The sequence below is a fragment of the Kitasatospora sp. NPDC048540 genome (genome assembly GCF_040651175.1).
Classification (GTDB): Bacteria; Actinomycetota; Actinomycetes; order Streptomycetales; family Streptomycetaceae; genus Kitasatospora.
The window spans coordinates 1-17,408 of record NZ_JBEZIR010000119.1 but is presented as its reverse complement, the minus strand read 5'-3'; the positions used below and the strand labels follow the sequence as shown (position 1 = coordinate 17,408).

Sequence of the window (17,408 nt, the reverse complement as noted above, 5' to 3'; positions counted from 1 at the left end):
TCGATGGTCCTAGGATCAAGGTCATCAAGCGCGCTTCGCCGGCGGTCACGCCCCGGGACGCGAAGCCTCGGGAAGCCGCGAACGCGCCCACCGCCGCCAGGACCGACCGACCACCTCTCGGAGGAGAGCCGCACATGGAAATCCGCCCCCGGATGCGACCGTCGCGTCGCCGACACCGCCGGCCCCGCCGTCGGCTGCTGGTCGTCGCCGCCCTGCTGATCCCGGGGGTGGCCGGAGTGGCCCTGGCGTCCTGGGACGGCGGACAGCCCGCCAAGAACGCCGCCACCTCCTCGGTGGCCGACTCCCTCAACCTCCCGACGGCGACGGCTGTTCCCCTCTCCCCGACGCCTTCGCAGGATCCGACCGCCACCGCGAGCGTCTCCGAGAGTGCGTCGGCCCCGCCGGCCGCGTCGCCGAGCTCCGCCGCGGCGTCCCGGCCGGCCGACGCACCAGCGAAGTCCTCGAAGAGCGCCGCCCAGTCCCAGCCGGCCAAGAGTTCGGCCGATGCGGGAGGCCAGGGCGGCTCCGGATCCTCCGGATCGTCCGCCTCCTCGTCGGGGGACGCCGCCCAGCGAGTCCTGGACCAGATCAACAAGGCCCGGGCCGACCAGGGGCTGGCCGCACTCACCCTCCTCGACGGCCTCAACAGCAGCGCCCTCCTGCACTCCCAGGCGATGTCGGCCGGGTGCGGACTCTCGCACCAGTGCTCGGGCGAGGCGGCGGTCGGCCAGCGGGAGACCGCACAGGGCGTCCGATGGTCCTCCGCCGGCGAGAACATCGGCACCGGAGGACCCGCCAAGAACGCGACCGCCGTCGGCGACATGGCCGTCAAGCTCACCCAGGACATGCTCGCCGAGCGGCCGCCGAACGACGGGCACCGGCGGAACATCCTGAGCACCTCCTTCACCCGCATCGGCATATCCGTCATCCAGGACGGCTCCGGCACGGTGTGGATGACCCAGGACTTCTCCGGATGACGATCCGTCAACGCCCCACCAGTACCCCGGTCTGACGTAGCGGCCCACCCGCCGACGCCAGCTCCCGGACAGCCAAGAGACATCCCCATCCCACCGGAACCCTCCCAGGGAGAACCACATGCGGACCCGATCGCTCCTCCTGGCCATAGCCGTCGCCACCACCGGCGCGGCGCTCACCGCCTGCGACGACCCCAAGGCCGCCCACGACTCGGCTGCCAACGTCGCCCTCGACACCGGTGTCGTGCCCTCGCTCGGCTCGTCGTCCACCCAGGCCGCCGCGCCCGCTCCCGCATCGACCCCGAGCGGCGCGGCCACTCCCTCCGCCGCCCCCAGCGCACCCGCCACCAGCGCCAGCCCGGCCGCCAAGACCACCGCCGCGGCCAAGAGCACCACCAAGGCCGCAGCCGCTCCGGCCAAGCCGGCCTCCGGCGGCGGGGCCGCTGCCGCCGTGCCCGCCGCCGCCATCAGCGGGGGATACAACGCCAACGCGGACTCCGCGGCCGAGATCGCCGCCGCGATGAGCAAGGCCAAGGCCGACGGCAAGAACGTCCTGCTCGACTTCGGCGCCAACTGGTGCGGCAACTGCAAGGCCCTCGACAAGCTCCTCACCGGCAACGCCGACGTGCAGAACGCGCTGAACTCCTCCTACCACTTCGTCAAGGTCGACATCGGCGACCACAGCACCACCAACATGAAGATCCTCCAGGGCTACGACTCCTCCGGCAGCTACGCGATGCCGGTACTCATCGTCGTGACGCCCTCGGGCACCGTCACCGCCAGCACCCAGAAGGTCGAGCGGCCCAAGACCACCGCCGACGGCTTCACCGCATTCCTCCGGAAGTGGGCCGCGTGACCCGCCGAACCCCCCTCTACGCGGCAGCCCTCCTGACCGCGCTGGCTGCCGTCGGCTGCACCAGTGCCAGCGCCGGCACCACCGGTACCGGTACAGCTGCGGCCCCCAAGCCCGCCGCCACGTTCAGCGACGGCGGCGTGACCGTGGCGCTGAGCCTCGGGAACTGGGACGGGAACAAGGGCACCGCCAGCATCACCTTCACCCCGGAGAAGGCGGGCTACCACATCTACAGCATGGACCTCCCGCCCGACGGCATCGACGGCCTGGGCCGCCCCACGGTCATCAAGCTGACCGGCTCACTGACGATGTCCGGCGCGCCGAGCACCACGTCGGCGATCCGCCAGATCACGGACGCCGGAACCTCCACCGAGGTACCGGTCTACCCCGACGGCCCGGTCACCTTCACCGTGCCGCTCGCCAAGAGCGGGACGGGCGAGGCGACTACGCTGATCAGTTACGCCGCATGCAGCGAGGACGGCTGCCTCGCACCCGTGGACGATCACCCGGTCGCCCTCACGGTCGGAGACCAGGGAATCGCCGTCCGCCACTGACCACTCCCGAGACCACCGCGGGCACCACCGGGGCGCCACACAGGGCCCGCGTCCCGCCGCGGTGGACCGCCGGCCCGCTCCCCGAGGACAGGGAGCGGGCCGGCGCTTTCCATGTGCCACTCCGGCGGACGCACAGCGGGAGGAGGGCACGTTCACCACCCGCTCCTCAGGAGCCGACGTCACCCGGCAGGCCCTCACCTTGTGACCGGAACCCGGTCACAGGCCTGCCCGGAAGCGACGTCCCGTGTTGGCTCGGGTCCGGCGGTGTCACCCGTCAACCGCCGGACCCTGCGAGGGGGACCGCGCGACGAGGGTCGCATACATGACCGTGGTCAGACAAGAGTGCAGGCCGCCGATCACTCTCCACGGCCCCGCCGGGGCAGACGACCGGAACCACTTCCCGGAACCGGCGGGGACTCCTTCGGCGGGGAGTCCTTCGACGAGGACTCCCTGGAGCCACGCTCCCGGATCCGCACGGTCGTGAAACTCCGCGCCGGCACAGGGTCCGCCGCCGCGCCGGACCGGTCCTCCTCCGGCGAGGACAGCTGATAGAAGCCGAGACCGAAGGAACCGGGCGCCTCCTCGACCTCGATCGGCAGGTCCGGCACCAACGGAGCCGTCACCACCAGCTCCAGACAGGCCCGCGGCGAGGATTTCAACGCCGACCACAGATCCATCGAAGCCGCCGTGGACGACGGTGGAGCCGCCCGCAGACCGACGGGCAGACCCGCCTCCGCGAGCGACCCGCCCAGACACTCCACGGGCAGCGTGTCCCTGGTGACCAGCACCGACAGAACCCGGCCGAGCAGACCGTGCGACGCCTCGGCCGTAGCGGCCTGCGCCGACACCAGATAGGTCAGCTGATACCGACGCGCGGGCAGCTTCCGGGCGACGACCTTGTGCTGCGCGTCGCGGACGTCCGTCAAGTCCGCGCCGCGCCCGTTCGGATCCTCCCGCACGTCGTACAGGAAGAGCACGACCTCCGAACACCGCGCCCCGCCGTCCCCGCTCTCCACCGGAGCAGGTGACTCGAACGTCACCACCGCATCCTGCGGCAACAACGGAGTGAGGAAGTCCCGCAGAGCGGCGTCTACTTCATGGAACATGCCCCCAGCGTGCGCACTCCGTGACCGCCGAAGCGGTGACCTTCGGGAGTCACCGGGGCCCCTTCCCCGTGCCCGATGGCGCAATGGTCGACGCCTCACTGGCCGTCCTAAGGCCCATCCCTGCGCCCCGCCCCGCCTGCGAGTCTCGGCATCAGACAGCAAACTTCTACTCACGGCAGGAGGGCTCGTGCCCAGCTATCTGTCACCCGGTGTGTACATGGAGGAAGTCTCCTCCGGTTCAAGGCCCATCGAAGGCGTCGGCACAGCCGTAGCAGGCTTCGTGGGATTCGCCGAAAAGGGCCCGGTCAACGAGCCGACCTTGGTCACCAACTGGTCCCAGTTCACCCAGAACTTCGGCGACTTCATCGAGGGAAGCTACCTCGCCCACGCCGTCTACGGCTACTTCCTCAACGGCGGCGGGGTCGCCTACGTGGTCCGCATCGGCGGATCCGATCCCGTGCCCCAGACCCCGGCGCAGGCCGCCCTCCCCGCCGGCAGCGGTTCCACCAGGCCCGCGCTGATCGCCAAGGCCCTGGTACCCGGCGACGAGGGCCAGCAGATCACCGTCGAGGTGAGCGAGGCGTCCGAGCCCGGAGAGGACACCTTCAAGCTGGTCGTCAGCCGCAGCGGGCCCAAGGAGACCAAGGAGACGTACGACAACGTCACCGTGAAGAAGGGCCCCAAGAACGTCGTCACCGCGGTCCGCCAGGCCTCCAAGCTCATCCTCCTGGAGGAGATCAAGGGCGTCGCGGCGGTCGCCCCCGCGCACGGAAGCCGGGTGTCGCTGACCACCGTCGACGAGCCCGCGCCCACCGTCCCCCGCGTCTCCGCCGGTGACTACCTCGGCGACTCCCTCGACCGCACCGGCTTCGCGGGCCTCGAGGCGATCGACGAGATCACCATGCTGTGCGTCCCCGACGTCATGGCCGCCTACCAGCGCGGCATCCTCGACATGGACGGCGTCAAGGCCGTCCAGCTCGGCATGATCGCCCACTGCGAGCTGATGGCCGACCGCATCGCGATCCTCGACGCACCCCCCGGCCTGAACGCCCGCCAGGTGATGAACTGGCGGCAGGACACCGCCGGATACGACTCCAAGTACGCGGCACTGTACTGGCCGTGGCTGAAGGTCATGGACCCGGTGGCCGGCAAGGCCGTCGTCGTCCCGCCGTCCGGCCACATGGCAGGCGTCTGGGCCCGCAACGACGCCACCCGCGGCGTCCACAAGGCCCCCGCCAACGAGACCGTGCGCGGAGCCATCGCCCTGGAACTGGCCATCACCAAGGGCGAACACGACCAGCTCAACCCGATCGGGGTCAACTGCGTCCGCGCCTTCCCCGGCCAGGGCATCCGGGTCTGGGGTGCCCGAACCCTCTCCAGCGACCCCGAGTGGCGCTACATCAACGTACGCCGACTCTTCAACTGGGTCGAGGAGTCCATCCTCCAGGGCACCAACTGGGTCGTGTTCGAGCCCAACGACCCCAAGCTCTGGGACTCCGTCAAGCGCACGGTCGGCATGTTCCTGCGCCAGGTGTGGCGCGACGGAGCACTGTTCGGCCGCACCCCCGACTCGGCGTACTTCATCAAGTGCGACGAGGAGAACAACCCCCCGTCCAGTCGGGACCAGGGAATCCTCAACGTCGAGATCGGCATCGCACCCGTCAAGCCGGCGGAGTTCGTCGTCTTCCGGATCTCGCAGTACTCCGACGGCTCCGGCCTCGAGGAGTGAACACGTCCGCCCACACGGACAATCCCCTCTCAAGAAAGAAGAAATAAACGATGGTCGGAGGACTCGGGGCCCAGCAGCCCCAAGACGCCCTGACTGCGGCACGGTTCTCAGTCGTCATCGACGGCTACGAGATCGCGTCCTTCTCAGAGCTGTCCGGCATCACGACGGAAGTCGAACCGGTCGACTACCTCTCGTCCTCCGACAAGGAGGTCATCTTCAAGAAGCTCCCCGGCAAGCGGAAGCCCCCCACCGTCATCCTCAAGCGCGGCAAGACCCGCGGTGTCGAGCTGTGGTCCTGGCACCAGGCCGTACTGGAGGGCGAGCTCACACTCGCCCGCAAGAGCGCCTCACTCGTCATGTACAGCTTCGACGGCCAGCCGGTCGCCCGGTACTACCTCGAACACGCCTGGCCGAGCAAGCTGGAGGTCGGCGCACTGAAGGCAGGCTCCAACGAAGTACTGATGGAGACCGTCACCCTGGTGTGCGAGAACATCCAGCGGGTGGCGCCGTGACCACCATGGCCCCGCCCGACGCCGGAATGCGCACCGAATACCCGTTCGTCCTGCCCCGCGGCTTCGTGGACGAGCACGGCCAGGTCCACCGCGAAGGCGTCATGCGCCTGGCGACGGCCCGCGACGAGCTCACCACACAGACGGACCCGCGGGTCCGTCAGAACCCCGCCTACCTGACGGTCCTCCTGCTGGAACGCACCGTCACCAAGCTCGGCACCCTCGCCGGGGTCGACACCTTCGTCATCGAGAACCTCTTCGCCTCCGACCTGGCCTTCCTACAGGACCTGTATCGGCGGATCAACCAGGACGGCCACACCGAGGCCGCGGTCGGATGCCCCTCCTGCGGGCACCAGTTCGCCGTGGACATCGCCGGTGATGCCAAGGGGGGATCGTGACGTACGCGGCTGACCGCCTCTGGGAGGAGACCGCGTACGTCGCCTACTACCTCCACTGGCCACTCGACTCGATCCTCGACCTCGAACACCCGATGCGCGAACGCGTCATCGACGAGATCGGCCGCATCCACACCCGCCTCGGCGGGTGACCACCACCCACCTCAGCCCGCCTCGACCCAGTACCAGGAGAACGAGCAATGCGTTGGCCTCTCTGGCGCAACCGCTCCACACAGCCCGTGAGCGCGCACGCGCCCGCCGGTGCGGACTCCCCTACTCCGGTGTCCGCCACGGCGTCCCCGCCGGCCACCACGACCGGACCGGCGACCCAGCCGGCCCGGGCGACGGCCGGCGCCTGGGTCACCGCACCACCGCTGCGCACCCTCTCGGCACTGGTGGCACCGACCGTCGGCCCGGCACCGATGACGCTCCCCCAGGTGGCCGGCACCCGATCGCTCCTCCCTTCCCCGCACGTCGACCGCTCGGCCGCGCCCGTCGGCCGGGCGGATCTCCTGGCCACCGTGCTGCCTGCCGCCGAAGACCCGACCCGGTCGGCCACCCCACCCGGAGCGAGCCGAACTCCCTCCACCGAGACGGGCGTCGACCACCCGGGCACGGACGCCGACCCGCAGCCGCGCGGCAGCCGCCCGCTGCGCTGGGTCGCCACCCACGACCGCACCCCCGCGCAGGCCGCACCGCTGACCAAGGCGGTGGAGTCCTACGTCGGAGACGCCCGTGAACCGGCCGAACCGTACCGCGCCCCCGGCTGGCTCCGCGCCGCCGCCACCCAGGCCCACCTGTTCACCCCCGAGCCGGCTCCCTCCCGGGAGACCGAGGACGTGGAACTGCCCCCGTTGGACTTCTCCGGGCACGGGCTCATCGCCTCCTGGCAGGCACCGGAACCGCCCGCCCCCGAACAGACGGAAGAGCCCGAGCGGCCCCTGCCCACCCTGCCCGCTGTGGAACGCGGCCGGCCCGCGGCACGGCGACGCAGTCTGGGCGAGAGCCGCCGCCTCGGCCTGGGCGCCCCGATCAGCCAGACACCGGGTCAGCGCTCCGACCTGCCCCCGCTCCGGCACGGCACGGCCTCCGACACCGCGCCCACCGACGCCGCGCCCACCGACGCCGCGCCCACCGACTCCACTCCCACCGACACCGCGGACACCGACGACAGCTCCGACGGCGGCGGCTCCGACCTTGCTACGCATCCTCCGCCTCCCGGGTCCGCCCCGGCCCCCGATGCGGACCCCGGCCCCAGGACCCTCCCCGCGCTTCCCCTGCCGCTCCCCGAGAGCCATGCGGGGGATTCGAACCTGCCGCCACTGCTGCACCCGGCGAGCGCCCAGCCCGGGGAACGCCCGCAGGGGCCGGCCGTCGGCGCCGAACCGCAGCCCGCTGCGCAGGCGCTCTACCGTCCGGCCCCGCAGGAGGCCCCCCAGCCGGCTCCGACCACGGCCCAGGTGCTCGCCGCGATCCCGCTGGCCGCGCCGCCGCCGCCGGACGTCGAGCGGGTACCGCCCACGGTCGCCGCCGCGTTCAAGGCCGCGTACGGCGCGGACGTCTCCCGGGTACCGGTGCACCGGGGACCGCAGGCCTCGACCGAGGCCCGGCTCCTGCACACGCGCGCCTTCTCCCGGGGCGGCGCGGTCTACCTGCCGTCGGCGGAAGGGCCACTGGACTCGCCCGGGGCCCGGGCCGTCCTCAACCACGAACTCATGCACGTGGTCCAGCAGCGGACGCTCGGCAGCGCGCTCCCCGAGGAGCACACCGTCCACGGCCGCGCGCTGGAGGCCGAGGCCCGGCAGGCCGAGACCCTGGCCGTCGGGGCGACGGCCCCGGCCGAGCTGACCCACCCGCCGGCCGCCGCCAGCACGGACCGACAGGTCCAGCAGGTGATCGACGAACTGGTCCGCCAGGGCATCGCCCACCGCGACGGGGCGGGCAACGTGCTGATCGGCACGGACTTCGAGCTCCCGGACCTGTCCGCCACCGTGGCACAGCGGTTGGGAACCGAGGAGAAGCTTCAGGAGATCAAGCTCAAGGCCATCGCGGAGGCCCGGGGGATCAGCGAGATCACCACCTTGGACGATCCCAAGCTGTCCGAGAACGACAGACGCGATATCGCCTACGAGGTGCAGCAGTGGCTGAAGGCCGACACCTCGGACCTGACCAACACCACCTGGCTTGAGAACACCAAGCTCGCAGCCGTCCAGGCACGTTGGACGGACGGCGGCGGCGACGCGGAGAAGATGCCCTCGACGTTCCCGGCCCTCGAGGGCCAGACCAAGCTCGCGCTGGAGATCGAGAAGGAGAAGGCGCTCCTGCGGGATCTGGCGGAGAAGGAAGGGGCCTCGACGGACGATCTGCCGCGGATACCGAAGGTCATCGGCAAGTGGAAGATCGAGGCGCTCGTCGAGCTGGAGAAGCTGGCGAAGAAGGCCGAGAAGTTCTGGAAGGAACGCGGCGGCTACGAGGGCCTCACGATCAAGGTCTCCTACCAGCCGAGTCTGCTGGAGAAGGGCCGAGTCCTCTACATCGAGCCCCCCACGGACGAGATCGTCATGCAGGACACCACGGAGGTCGAGGTGGTGGTGTCCGAGGGAAAGGACGAGAAGGGCGCGATCACCGGTGATCTCCTTCTCGGCGCCGCCGAGACCTTCATGGGGATGTTCGGTCTGAAGATCGACGACCGGGATCGCAAGAGGTTCCGCGAGATGGGCGGGGCCCGGCGTTCCGAAGCGACAGTCCATACGCCGCTCACCGGGTCACAGGACGACGACGGCGACGACGAGGAGCAGGAGAGCAAGGGAAAGGAGGGCAGGGGAGAGAAGGGCGAGAAGAAGGAGAGCGAGAAGAAGGAGAGCGAGAAGAAGACTCCGGTTCCGGCGCCGACCACCGCGAAGACCTCGCAGACGGCGACGGGTACCCCGCCGGCCGCCTCGAAGGTGCCGACGGGCGGTGCCACGCCGGGCGGAGGTACGACGCCCGCGGTGGTCGTCCCCCTGCCCCTGCCCCTGCCCGAGCCGACCACGACGGCACAGCCCGTGCCCGGGGCGGAACCCGGGCCCGTGCGGCCGCCCGAGGCTGCCGCAGGCACTCCCGGCACATCCGTCACCACGAGCCCCGGCGGGAACCCGCCGGCCACCCCGGGTGCCGGCGGGGTTTCACCGGCCACCCCGGGCGCCGGCGTCAGCCTGCCGACCACGGTGGGTGCGGTGGAGACCCCGCCACCATCGGCCGCGATCACCACGGCGGCCGCCATCGGGGCGGCGACGGTCATGGCCTCGGTCCCCCCGCCCCCGGAGGTGACGAAGACCCCGGTGGTCGGCACCAAACCGTCGACCGGGTCCGGCAGGAAGCCGGAAAAGAAACCGGAGAAGGAGCTCAAGCCGCTCGAGATGCCCGCAGTGATCGGGAAGAAGCAGATCGAGGCGGAGAAGGCTCTCAGAGACAAGAAGATCAAATACGCGGTCCTCCTCCAGGACAGCTTCCGCCCGGCAGGTGAGGTGATCTTCGCCTCGCCGGACGCGGGATCCCGACTCGATACGGACGAGAACGTAGGAAAGCAATCCAGTGAAATACCGGTCGAGATCATCGTCTCCGCGGGAATCCGGGGTGAACTCGAAGGCGGGGAGGCCGGGCTCTCCATGGCCGCCTTCGGGCGCGCGGCGAAGGCCGAACTGGCTCTCGGGGCCGCCGAGACATTCCGAGGCATCTTCGGCCGCAAGGTCAATGACAAATGGCGGGCCGAACACGGAGGTGAACAGCGTGCAGGAGCTGCGATCTTCGAGCCGGTGGCGGACGAAGAGCCGGAACCGGAGGACGATTTCGGGGCCGGACCCGAGGGCGACCTCGCGCAGGAGCCGGAAGAGATAGCCGCCACCGGCGGGCTGCCGCCCGCAGTGAGCTCGGCTGCGGCGAGCACCCTGCCACCCGCAGTGAGCGGCTCGGCCGCGGCGAGCACCCTGCTGGCCGCGGTGACGGGCGCGGGAGTGACTCTCGGAGGGCAGGCCGCGGCCACCGTCGCTGCGCCTGATCCCGGGTCACCCGACAACAAGACCTCCACGGGCGGGAGGGCGAGCCTGGACGATCTCGATCTCAATGAGGTCGCGGACAGGCTGTACCCCCGCATCCGGAGCAGGCTGGCACGGGAGCTGAGAATCGACCGTGCCCGCCAAGGAATTTTCAGTGATTTCCGTTAAATGGAGCAGAAATGACGACTTTCGATTCACTCGGACTTGCCAACCGGTTCCAGGTCAAGCTGGACGGGGCGACAAACATCGACCTCGGATTCTGGTCGACGGTGGGCGGACTCGACGTCACCTGGGGACTGTGCGAGTACCGGGCCGGAGATTCGGGAAACTCCCGGTTGTACTACCCCGGGTCCACCAAGTACTCGGACATCGTGCTGACCCGGGCTGCATGCGCCCAGTCCCAGACGGTTCAGGATTGGCTTTCCCAGGGGTCCCTGTCGCTGCAGAAGTGGTCCGGAACCATCTACCTGGGAAACACCGAGACCCAGGCCATCATGACCTGGACGCTGATCAACGTCATGCCGTTGAAGTGGGCGATCGAGAAGTTCGACGCCAGTGCGAGCAAGGTGGCGATCGAGACCCTCACGCTCGCGCACGAGGGATTCCTCAAGGACGACACCAAGTTCAACAGCGCGCTGCTGGCGCCCGGGTCGGTCCAGGCATCGTCGACCTCTGCGGGATTCGGCGACACGTCCGCGGGCGGCGGCGCGGCGCGAGGGACCGCGGGTGGAGCTGTCTGATGACCGGGGCGGTTCAGCAGGAGAAGTTCGTCCCCGGCATCACACTGCGCTTCCAGGTCACCATCGAAGGCCTGGACCTGGGGGCGTGGAAGAGCTGCAAGGGCCTGACGGTCTCCTTCAAGCACAAGCCCATCTACGAGGGCGGCAACTACGAGTCGCCGGTCTCCATGCTCGCCGAGCAGCTCGAATACCAGACGATCACCCTGCAGCGCGCGATCGCCAACAGCACATCGTCGACGGTTCAGGCATACCTCAAGCAGGTCGCGGCCTCATGGTTCCACGCACCGAGCTGCGACTACCGGGGCGGCACCGGCAGCATCACCCTCTACGACGCCTCGCTGGCGCCCGTCTACACCTGGAATCTCCGCGGCGTCTACCCGGTCAAATGGGCGGGGCCCGACCTGGACGCCATGGGGAGCGGCGGGGTGGCACTGGAGACCCTGGAACTGGCCCACCAGGGCTTTCTGTAAGGAGCAGGTCATGGCGCTTGCCGAATACGAGAACTGGGGACCGGCGGGAGAGTACGACCGGGCGAAGCTGACCTGCTTCGCCCCCAAGCCCGGCTTCGTGGTCTTCAACTACAACCCCAACAAGATCACCTTCAAACGCAGCGCCAAGGCGAAGAGCCGGACGACGGCAGGCAGTTCGACCGGCAGCCAGCTGCAGGAGAGCGAGCTCATCACCATCAGCGTGAACGGCAACGTCCTCGAAGGCACGGACACCAAAGCGCGCTGTGACCTCCTGCTCTCCTGGGCCGCACCGCCTGACAACAGAGTGGAAGCGGCACTGGTCAGCCTCCTCGACCTGGCCGTGGAGCTGCCCCGGATCCAGTTCCAATGGGGTCTGCCGGCGTACGGGTTCGTCTGCGATGTGGTCATGACCAACTGCGACGTCACTTACGAGCGGTTCGACAGCATGGGCGTGCCCTCCCGTGCCGTCGTCAATCTCACGCTCATCGAGCAGCCGCCGATTCTGCCGTTCACCAACCCGACGTCCGGAGGCCTACCCGGGCGCCGGGCCCACCAGGTCTGCGAAGGCGAGCGGCTGGCGCAGATCACCACCAAGGAGCTGGGCCATCCGCGCCACTGGCGGGAGCTCGCCAGGTCCAACGACATCGACGACCCGCTGCGGGTACGGCCCGGCCAGTACATCTACGTGCCCAACCCGAGTGAACTGAAGCGCGAGGACTAGGACATGCCCGACACGTTCTTTCCGCTGGACGGGGGGTCCGCCACCCGGAAGGCCAGTGTGCTGATCGGAGGCGGAATCGCCATGCCGGGCCCGCCGGTCCCTCTGCAGACGATCATCGACACCCTTGCAGCCGAGGGCGGAGCTGCTCCGCAGATCCTGCGCGTCGTGGTCGACACACATCTGCACATGCCGGACATGTTCGAGATCACGATCCACGACCCCAACGGCGTGATCATCGAGGAGGCGGGGCTGGTCATCGGACAGCAGGTCACGATCCTTGCGCCCAGGCCGAGCACCGGTGTACGGCCGGTGATGATCGGCGAGATCACCGGCCTCGAAGCCATCTGCGACCAGGTGGCCACCACGACCGTGGTGCGGGGATACGACCGGCTCCACCGGCTGCAGCGAGCCAAGCACACCCAGGCCTGGTTCAACACGACCGACGCGGAGATCGCGACGGAGATCGCGGTACGCGTCGGTCTGGTCGCCGGCGAGGTCATCCCCTCCCCGACCTTTCACGAGCACATCGCCCAGTTCAACCAGACCGACTGGGAGTTCCTCAGTTTCCGGGCGTCCGAGATCGGATACGAGTTCGGCGTCGAGGCGGGAGACGTCTTCTACTTCCGCCCGGCGAGCAGCGGGCTCGAGGGCGCCCCCCTTGCCGCCGAGAGAGCCGAGCTGATCGGGGCCGCCCCCCTCGTCTTCAAGCAGAACCTGATCAGGTTCCAGCCGAGCATCAGCGCCGACAACCTCACCCCCACCACAGAGGTTCGGATGTGGGATCCGGAGCTCGGTCTTCCGGTCGCCGAACCCGGCGTACCCGCGACTCTCTCGGCGGTCGTCCCCTCGACCCCGGCCGAACTGGCCGAACTCGCCATGGCGGCTGCGGAGATCGCACAGGCAGCGGGAGAGGCCGAGGCGGAGGCGAAGATGGCCGCCCAGGAGGCCGAGGAGATGGAGGTGCCGAGTCGCGCGGATGCCGGGCCGCCGGCCGATCCCCTCGCCTACGTGGTCATGGACCGCCCGGTCGGCATGGGGGTCACGGGTGCGCTCAACGCGGAAGCCCTGTCCGTCAGCATCGGCGACCAGCTCGGTGGCACCTTCGCCGAGGCGGAGGGCATCACCGTCGGAGATCCGGGAGTCTCGGCGGGTCTCCCGGTTCTGGTGGAGGGTGTGCCGGCGATGTTCGAAGGCGTATGGATCGTCACCCAGGGCCGGCACGTATTCGACGACGAGGAAGGCGGATACCGGACCCATTTCTGGGTGTCCGGCCGGCAGGACCGGTCCCTGCTGGGGCTGACCAACGGCGGCCGGGTGACCGCGCCGCCACCCCGGGTCAACGGGTTCCTCTGCGGGATCGTCAGCAACAACTTCGACCTGCTGGAGATGGGACGCGTCAAGTTCAAGCTGCCATGGCTCTCGGAACTGTACGAGTCCGACTGGGCCCGGGTCGTACAGATCACGGCAGGGACGACCGCCGGTTCCGTCTTCCTGCCTGCGGTGGGGGACGAGGTTCTGGTCGGATTCGAGTTCGGTGACATCCGACGGCCTTTCGTGCTCGGCGGCCTGATCAACGCCGAGAGCGTGTACCGGGAACTGTTCACACCCGCCACGGTCGAAGGCGGCGGCTCGGTGATCAGCCAAGGGTTCATGTCCCCGTCAGGAAACGCCCTGAAGTTCACCGACGTCATGGCCGAGGGCATGCCTCCCGCCGAGGAGTCCGCGGTCTCACTCGGCAGCTGGAAGGGCGACGTCGCACTGAGGATCGATCAGAGGTTCGGCAACGTCAACCTCAGCGCCGTCCCGGTCCCGGGCGAAGGAGGCGAAGCCCCGCCGGGCACCATCACCATCGTCGCGGGAGAAGGCGGCGGCATCAGCATCCTCTCCGGTGGCGCGATCATGATCGACGCACAGGAGGAGATCACCCTCGCCTCACCCGTGATCAACATCGAGGCCGCCGAAGCCCTCAACCTCGGAGCCGCCGAGATCATCACCGCCACCGCCGCCGTCATCGCCCTCAACGCCGAGTAGCCCACGACCACCCGAGAGGAGTCACGCACATGGCCGACACCGAAAACCCCGACTTCGCCGGCATCGGATGGGCGTTCCCCCTGAGCGTCACTCCCAGCGGCGGCATCGCCACGGTCTCCAGGGAAGCGACGCTGGTCAAAGCGATGAGGCTCATCCTGTCGACCTACCCGGGAGAACGCCCCATGCGTCCGGAGTTCGGCTCGCACCTGAGGGACTTCGTCTTCCGCACGATCGACGGTCAGGCGGCCTCCGAGATCGCCCACGACGTCCGGACCTCCCTGGCGCGGTGGGAACCACGGGTGGACGTCGCCTCGGTCGACGTCAAGGTCGACCCGGACGACAGCAACACCGCCTACATCGACATCGCCTACACCGTGAAGGCCACCAACGATCAGCGAAACCTGGTCTTCCCCTTCTACAGCATCCCCGACGAAGGAACCGACTTCTGATGGCACTGCCCACCCCGAACCTCGATGACCGCCGCTTCCAGGACCTGGTCGACGATGCCAAGCGCATGGTCCAGCGCCGCTGTCCGGAGTGGACGGACCACAACGTCTCGGACCCGGGCGTCACCCTCATCGAGACCTTCGCCTTCATGACCGACCAGCTGCTCTACCGCCTCAACCGCGTCCCCGACCGGCTCTACGTCAAGTTCCTGGAACTGATCGGCATCCGCATGCTGCCGCCGACCGCGGCCGGCGCCCCCGTCACCTTCTGGCTCACCGCCCCGGCCCGCACCACGAACACCGTCCCGCGCGGCACCAAGACCGCCACGGCCCGGGTGGGGAACGAGCCCGGCACCACCTTCGCCACCACAGAAGACCTCGTCCTCGTCCCCAGCTCGCTCAAGTACCTGCGAACCGAGGAGAGCGAGGGCGAGGAACTCCAGGATCCCGCCCCGGAGATCAAGCGGATCAAGCCGTTCCCGGCCTTCTCCGCCGAACCGAAGCCGGGCGACGCACTGCTGATCGGCCTGGAAGAGCCGGTACCCAGGTGCGCGGTCAGGCTCGACCTCGACTGCCAACTGGAAGGCGTCGGCGTCGACCCCACACACCCGCCGCTCGTCTGGGAGGCCTACGACGGCGAAGAGTGGATCGAGTGCGACGTACCCGAAGACCCCACCGGCGGCCTGAACCGCAAGGGAGCCATCGTCCTCCACATACCGGCCGAGCACCGGGCCGCCATCGTCGACGGCCAACGCGGAGGATGGCTACGGGCCCGGGTCACCAAGACCGAAGAGGGCCAGCCCGGCTACAGCGTCCCCCCGGTCATCCACGGGATCAAGACCGCCACCATCGGGGGCACCGCCCGGTCCGTCCACGCGGAGATCATCGACAACGAGGCTCTCGGCACGGCCGAAGGCGTCCCCGGGCAGGCCTTCACCGCCCGCCGCACACCGATCCTCACCGGAGCGGGCGAGTGCATCGTGGAGGTGAGCACGGACGACGGCTGGGAGCGCTGGGACCAGGTACAGACCTTCGCGGACAGCGGCCCCCAGGACAGACACGTCGTCGTCGACGGCTCGATGGGACGGATCGAATTCGGCCCCGCCGTCCGCGAAGCAAACGGGTCGCTGCGCCAGTACGGCGCCGTACCGCCACAGGACGCCGCCGTGCGGCTGCGCCGTTACGCGACAGGTGGAGGACGGAGCGGGAACGTCGCCAGATTTGCCATCCAGACGCTCAAATCCCCCATCCCGTTCGTCACCCGGGTCGAGAACCGCTACCCCGCCCAGGGCGGCGTCGACGGCGAGACGATCGAGGAGGCCAAGGCCCGCGGGCCCCTCGTCCTGCGGGCCCGCAGCCGTGCGGTGACCGCGGAGGACTACGAGGCGATCACCCACGAGGCGGCCCCGGAGGTCGCCCGGGTGCGCTGTCTGACAGCCGGCGAGCACGACGTCGACGCCGGCTCCGTCAAGGTCCTGGTCGTCCCCACCGCGGCGAATGTGGCCGGCCGAATCGAGTTCGAGGACCTCGTCCCCACCACGAACACCCTGAAGCGGATCACCGATCGCCTCAACGACGTCCGGCTCGTGGGCGCCCGCGTCCTGGTCGAGCCGCCGCGCTACCAGGGCGTGACCGTGGTCGCCCGGATCATCGCCCGTCAGTACGCCGACTTCGACCAGATCCGGAAAGAGGCACTCGACGGGCTCTACCAGTTCCTCAATCCCCTCACCGGCGGAAACGACGGCAAGGGCTGGCCGTTCGGACGTGACGTCCAGGTCGGCGAGATCTACTCGGTCCTCCAGCGCGTCAACGGTGTGGACTACGTCGAGGACGCACGGCTCTTCGGGGCGAACCCCGTCACCGGAGACCGCGGCCCGCAGACCAACCGGCTGGTCCTCGATCCGAACAGCCTGGTCTTCTCCTACGACCACCACGTCAAGGTCGAGGAGATGACATGAGAGGCACCACGCCGGGGATCCCCACCCCGTACCCGCTCGGTACCCTGATGCCGGCCGTCTACCAGGAGGACCCGTTCACCATGCGGTGGACCGCGGGCCTGGACGACATCCTCGCGCCGATCATCTCCACGCTCGACTGTCTCGAGGCCTACCTCGACCCCCTGGTGGCCCCGACGGACTTCCTCGAGTGGCTGGCGAGTTGGGTGGGCATCACCCTCGACCCCAAGTGGCCGCTCGACCGGTCGAGACGGGCCGTCACCCAGGCGGTGGAGCTCTACCGGATGCGCGGGACCGTCGCCGGTCTGCGTGCCTACGTCGAGGTCCTGACCGGAGGAGAGGTCGAGGTCGCCGACAACGGCGGCGCAGCCTGGTCCACCACTCCGGGCGCAGATCTTCCGGGCGAGGACACTCCCCGCCTGGCCGTCCGAATACGTGTGGACGATCCCGACAGAGTCTCCACGAGCCTGCTCGACGCATTGGTCACTGCTGCCAAGCCCGCACATGTCATCCACCGACTCGAGGTGACGCGAAGATGATCGCTTGCAAGAAATGTGGATTCCACAACCAGGACGCGGATTCCTTCTGCGGGTCGTGCGGCGGGTTCCTCGAATGGGTGGGGGAGCAGGTCACACCGAAGATCTCCGAGGAGATCGTCCAAGAGGCCGAACAAGCGGCGGAAGCGCCCCGCAAGGGGTTGCTCTCCCGAATGCAGTCCGTCATCTACGCCGACGTCGGTAAGGCGGAGCCCATCGACCGCTCGGGTAGCGGCCCAGGCGGCATGCCGGGGCGCCCCGCCGTCGTCGGCCGGACGGGCGGCGGAGGCATCCCCGGCCCACCACCCGGACGCGGCGGCATCCCAGGGGGCGGAGGCATCCCCGGCCCACCACC

The 17,408-nt window shown here is 69.4% G+C and carries 16 protein-coding genes and 1 pseudogene; 16 read left to right on the top strand and 1 reads right to left on the bottom strand.

The window, feature by feature from the left end; all coding sequences use genetic code 11:
• Window positions 1-134 precede the first annotated feature (134 nt).
• From AB0D08_RS32345 to AB0D08_RS32335, 3 genes are all read left to right on the top strand, one after another.
• Window positions 135-977 carry a CAP domain-containing protein gene (locus AB0D08_RS32345; RefSeq protein ID WP_359893806.1) on the top strand — a complete coding sequence of 281 codons (843 nt, stop codon included), beginning with the start codon at window positions 135-137 and terminating at the stop codon, window positions 975-977.
• Window positions 978-1,095: 118 nt separating this feature from the next.
• Window positions 1,096-1,830 (top strand): thioredoxin family protein, encoded by a 735-nt coding sequence (locus AB0D08_RS32340; protein WP_359893804.1) that lies wholly within the window; start codon window positions 1,096-1,098, stop codon window positions 1,828-1,830.
• The gene (locus AB0D08_RS32335) at window positions 1,827-2,381 is read left to right on the top strand and encodes a protein-disulfide reductase DsbD family protein (RefSeq protein ID WP_149037970.1); all 555 of its coding nucleotides are present in this window, start codon (window positions 1,827-1,829) and stop codon (window positions 2,379-2,381) included. Before AB0D08_RS32340 ends, AB0D08_RS32335 begins: the two co-directional genes overlap by 4 nt.
• Before the next feature lie 356 nt (window positions 2,382-2,737).
• Here AB0D08_RS32335 and AB0D08_RS32330 read toward each other — a convergent pair whose 3' ends face one another.
• On the bottom strand, window positions 2,738-3,487 hold the full coding sequence (locus AB0D08_RS32330) for a DUF4255 domain-containing protein (protein WP_051811913.1): 750 nt from the start codon (window positions 3,485-3,487) through the stop codon (window positions 2,738-2,740).
• Between the two features lie 187 nt (window positions 3,488-3,674).
• Here AB0D08_RS32330 and AB0D08_RS32325 point away from each other — a divergent pair, with 187 nt between their 5' ends.
• The 13 genes and pseudogenes from AB0D08_RS32325 to AB0D08_RS32265 all read left to right on the top strand — a co-directional run.
• On the top strand, window positions 3,675-5,216 hold the full coding sequence (locus AB0D08_RS32325; protein WP_033818717.1) for a phage tail sheath family protein: 1,542 nt from the start codon (window positions 3,675-3,677) through the stop codon (window positions 5,214-5,216).
• A 50-nt stretch (window positions 5,217-5,266) separates the two neighbouring features.
• Window positions 5,267-5,728 (top strand): phage tail protein, encoded by a 462-nt coding sequence (locus AB0D08_RS32320; RefSeq protein ID WP_033818718.1) that lies wholly within the window; start codon window positions 5,267-5,269, stop codon window positions 5,726-5,728.
• Window positions 5,729-5,733: 5 nt separating this feature from the next.
• A complete protein-coding gene (locus AB0D08_RS32315; protein WP_033818732.1) occupies window positions 5,734-6,123 on the top strand; it encodes a hypothetical protein in 390 nt (129 codons plus the stop codon).
• Window positions 6,120-6,272: a DUF6760 family protein gene (locus AB0D08_RS32310; RefSeq protein ID WP_199520270.1), complete on the top strand. Its 153-nt coding sequence runs from the start codon at window positions 6,120-6,122 to the stop codon at window positions 6,270-6,272. The genes AB0D08_RS32315 and AB0D08_RS32310 overlap by 4 nt, the downstream gene beginning before the upstream one ends.
• A gap of 1,308 nt (window positions 6,273-7,580) precedes the next feature.
• The gene (locus tag AB0D08_RS32305; RefSeq protein ID WP_359893801.1) at window positions 7,581-10,322 is read left to right on the top strand and encodes a DUF4157 domain-containing protein; all 2,742 of its coding nucleotides are present in this window, start codon (window positions 7,581-7,583) and stop codon (window positions 10,320-10,322) included.
• An 11-nt stretch (window positions 10,323-10,333) separates the two neighbouring features.
• Complete coding sequence (locus tag AB0D08_RS32300) at window positions 10,334-10,894, top strand: phage tail protein (protein WP_033818720.1); 561 nt, start codon at window positions 10,334-10,336, stop codon at window positions 10,892-10,894.
• Window positions 10,894-11,364, top strand: coding sequence for a phage tail protein (locus AB0D08_RS32295; RefSeq protein ID WP_033818721.1), 471 nt, complete (start codon window positions 10,894-10,896; stop codon window positions 11,362-11,364). The genes AB0D08_RS32300 and AB0D08_RS32295 overlap by 1 nt, the downstream gene beginning before the upstream one ends.
• Window positions 11,365-11,374: 10 nt before the next feature.
• Window positions 11,375-12,085, top strand: a complete 711-nt coding sequence (locus AB0D08_RS32290; RefSeq protein WP_051811914.1) for a hypothetical protein — start codon at window positions 11,375-11,377, stop codon at window positions 12,083-12,085.
• 3 nt (window positions 12,086-12,088) lie between these two features.
• Window positions 12,089-14,116 carry a phage baseplate assembly protein V gene (locus tag AB0D08_RS32285; RefSeq protein ID WP_035980270.1) on the top strand — a complete coding sequence of 676 codons (2,028 nt, stop codon included), beginning with the start codon at window positions 12,089-12,091 and terminating at the stop codon, window positions 14,114-14,116.
• A 29-nt stretch (window positions 14,117-14,145) separates the two neighbouring features.
• Entirely contained in the window at window positions 14,146-14,565 is a 420-nt protein-coding gene (locus tag AB0D08_RS32280) for a GPW/gp25 family protein (RefSeq protein WP_033818722.1), read from the top strand.
• Window positions 14,565-16,520 (top strand): putative baseplate assembly protein, encoded by a 1,956-nt coding sequence (locus AB0D08_RS32275; RefSeq protein ID WP_033818723.1) that lies wholly within the window; start codon window positions 14,565-14,567, stop codon window positions 16,518-16,520. The genes AB0D08_RS32280 and AB0D08_RS32275 overlap by 1 nt, the downstream gene beginning before the upstream one ends.
• On the top strand, window positions 16,517-17,056 hold the full coding sequence (locus AB0D08_RS32270) for a phage tail protein (protein ID WP_033818724.1): 540 nt from the start codon (window positions 16,517-16,519) through the stop codon (window positions 17,054-17,056). The genes AB0D08_RS32275 and AB0D08_RS32270 overlap by 4 nt, the downstream gene beginning before the upstream one ends.
• Window positions 17,053-17,408, top strand: a pseudogene (locus AB0D08_RS32265) (hypothetical protein); the annotation flags it as partial. The gene AB0D08_RS32270 and the pseudogene AB0D08_RS32265, both read left to right, overlap by 4 nt.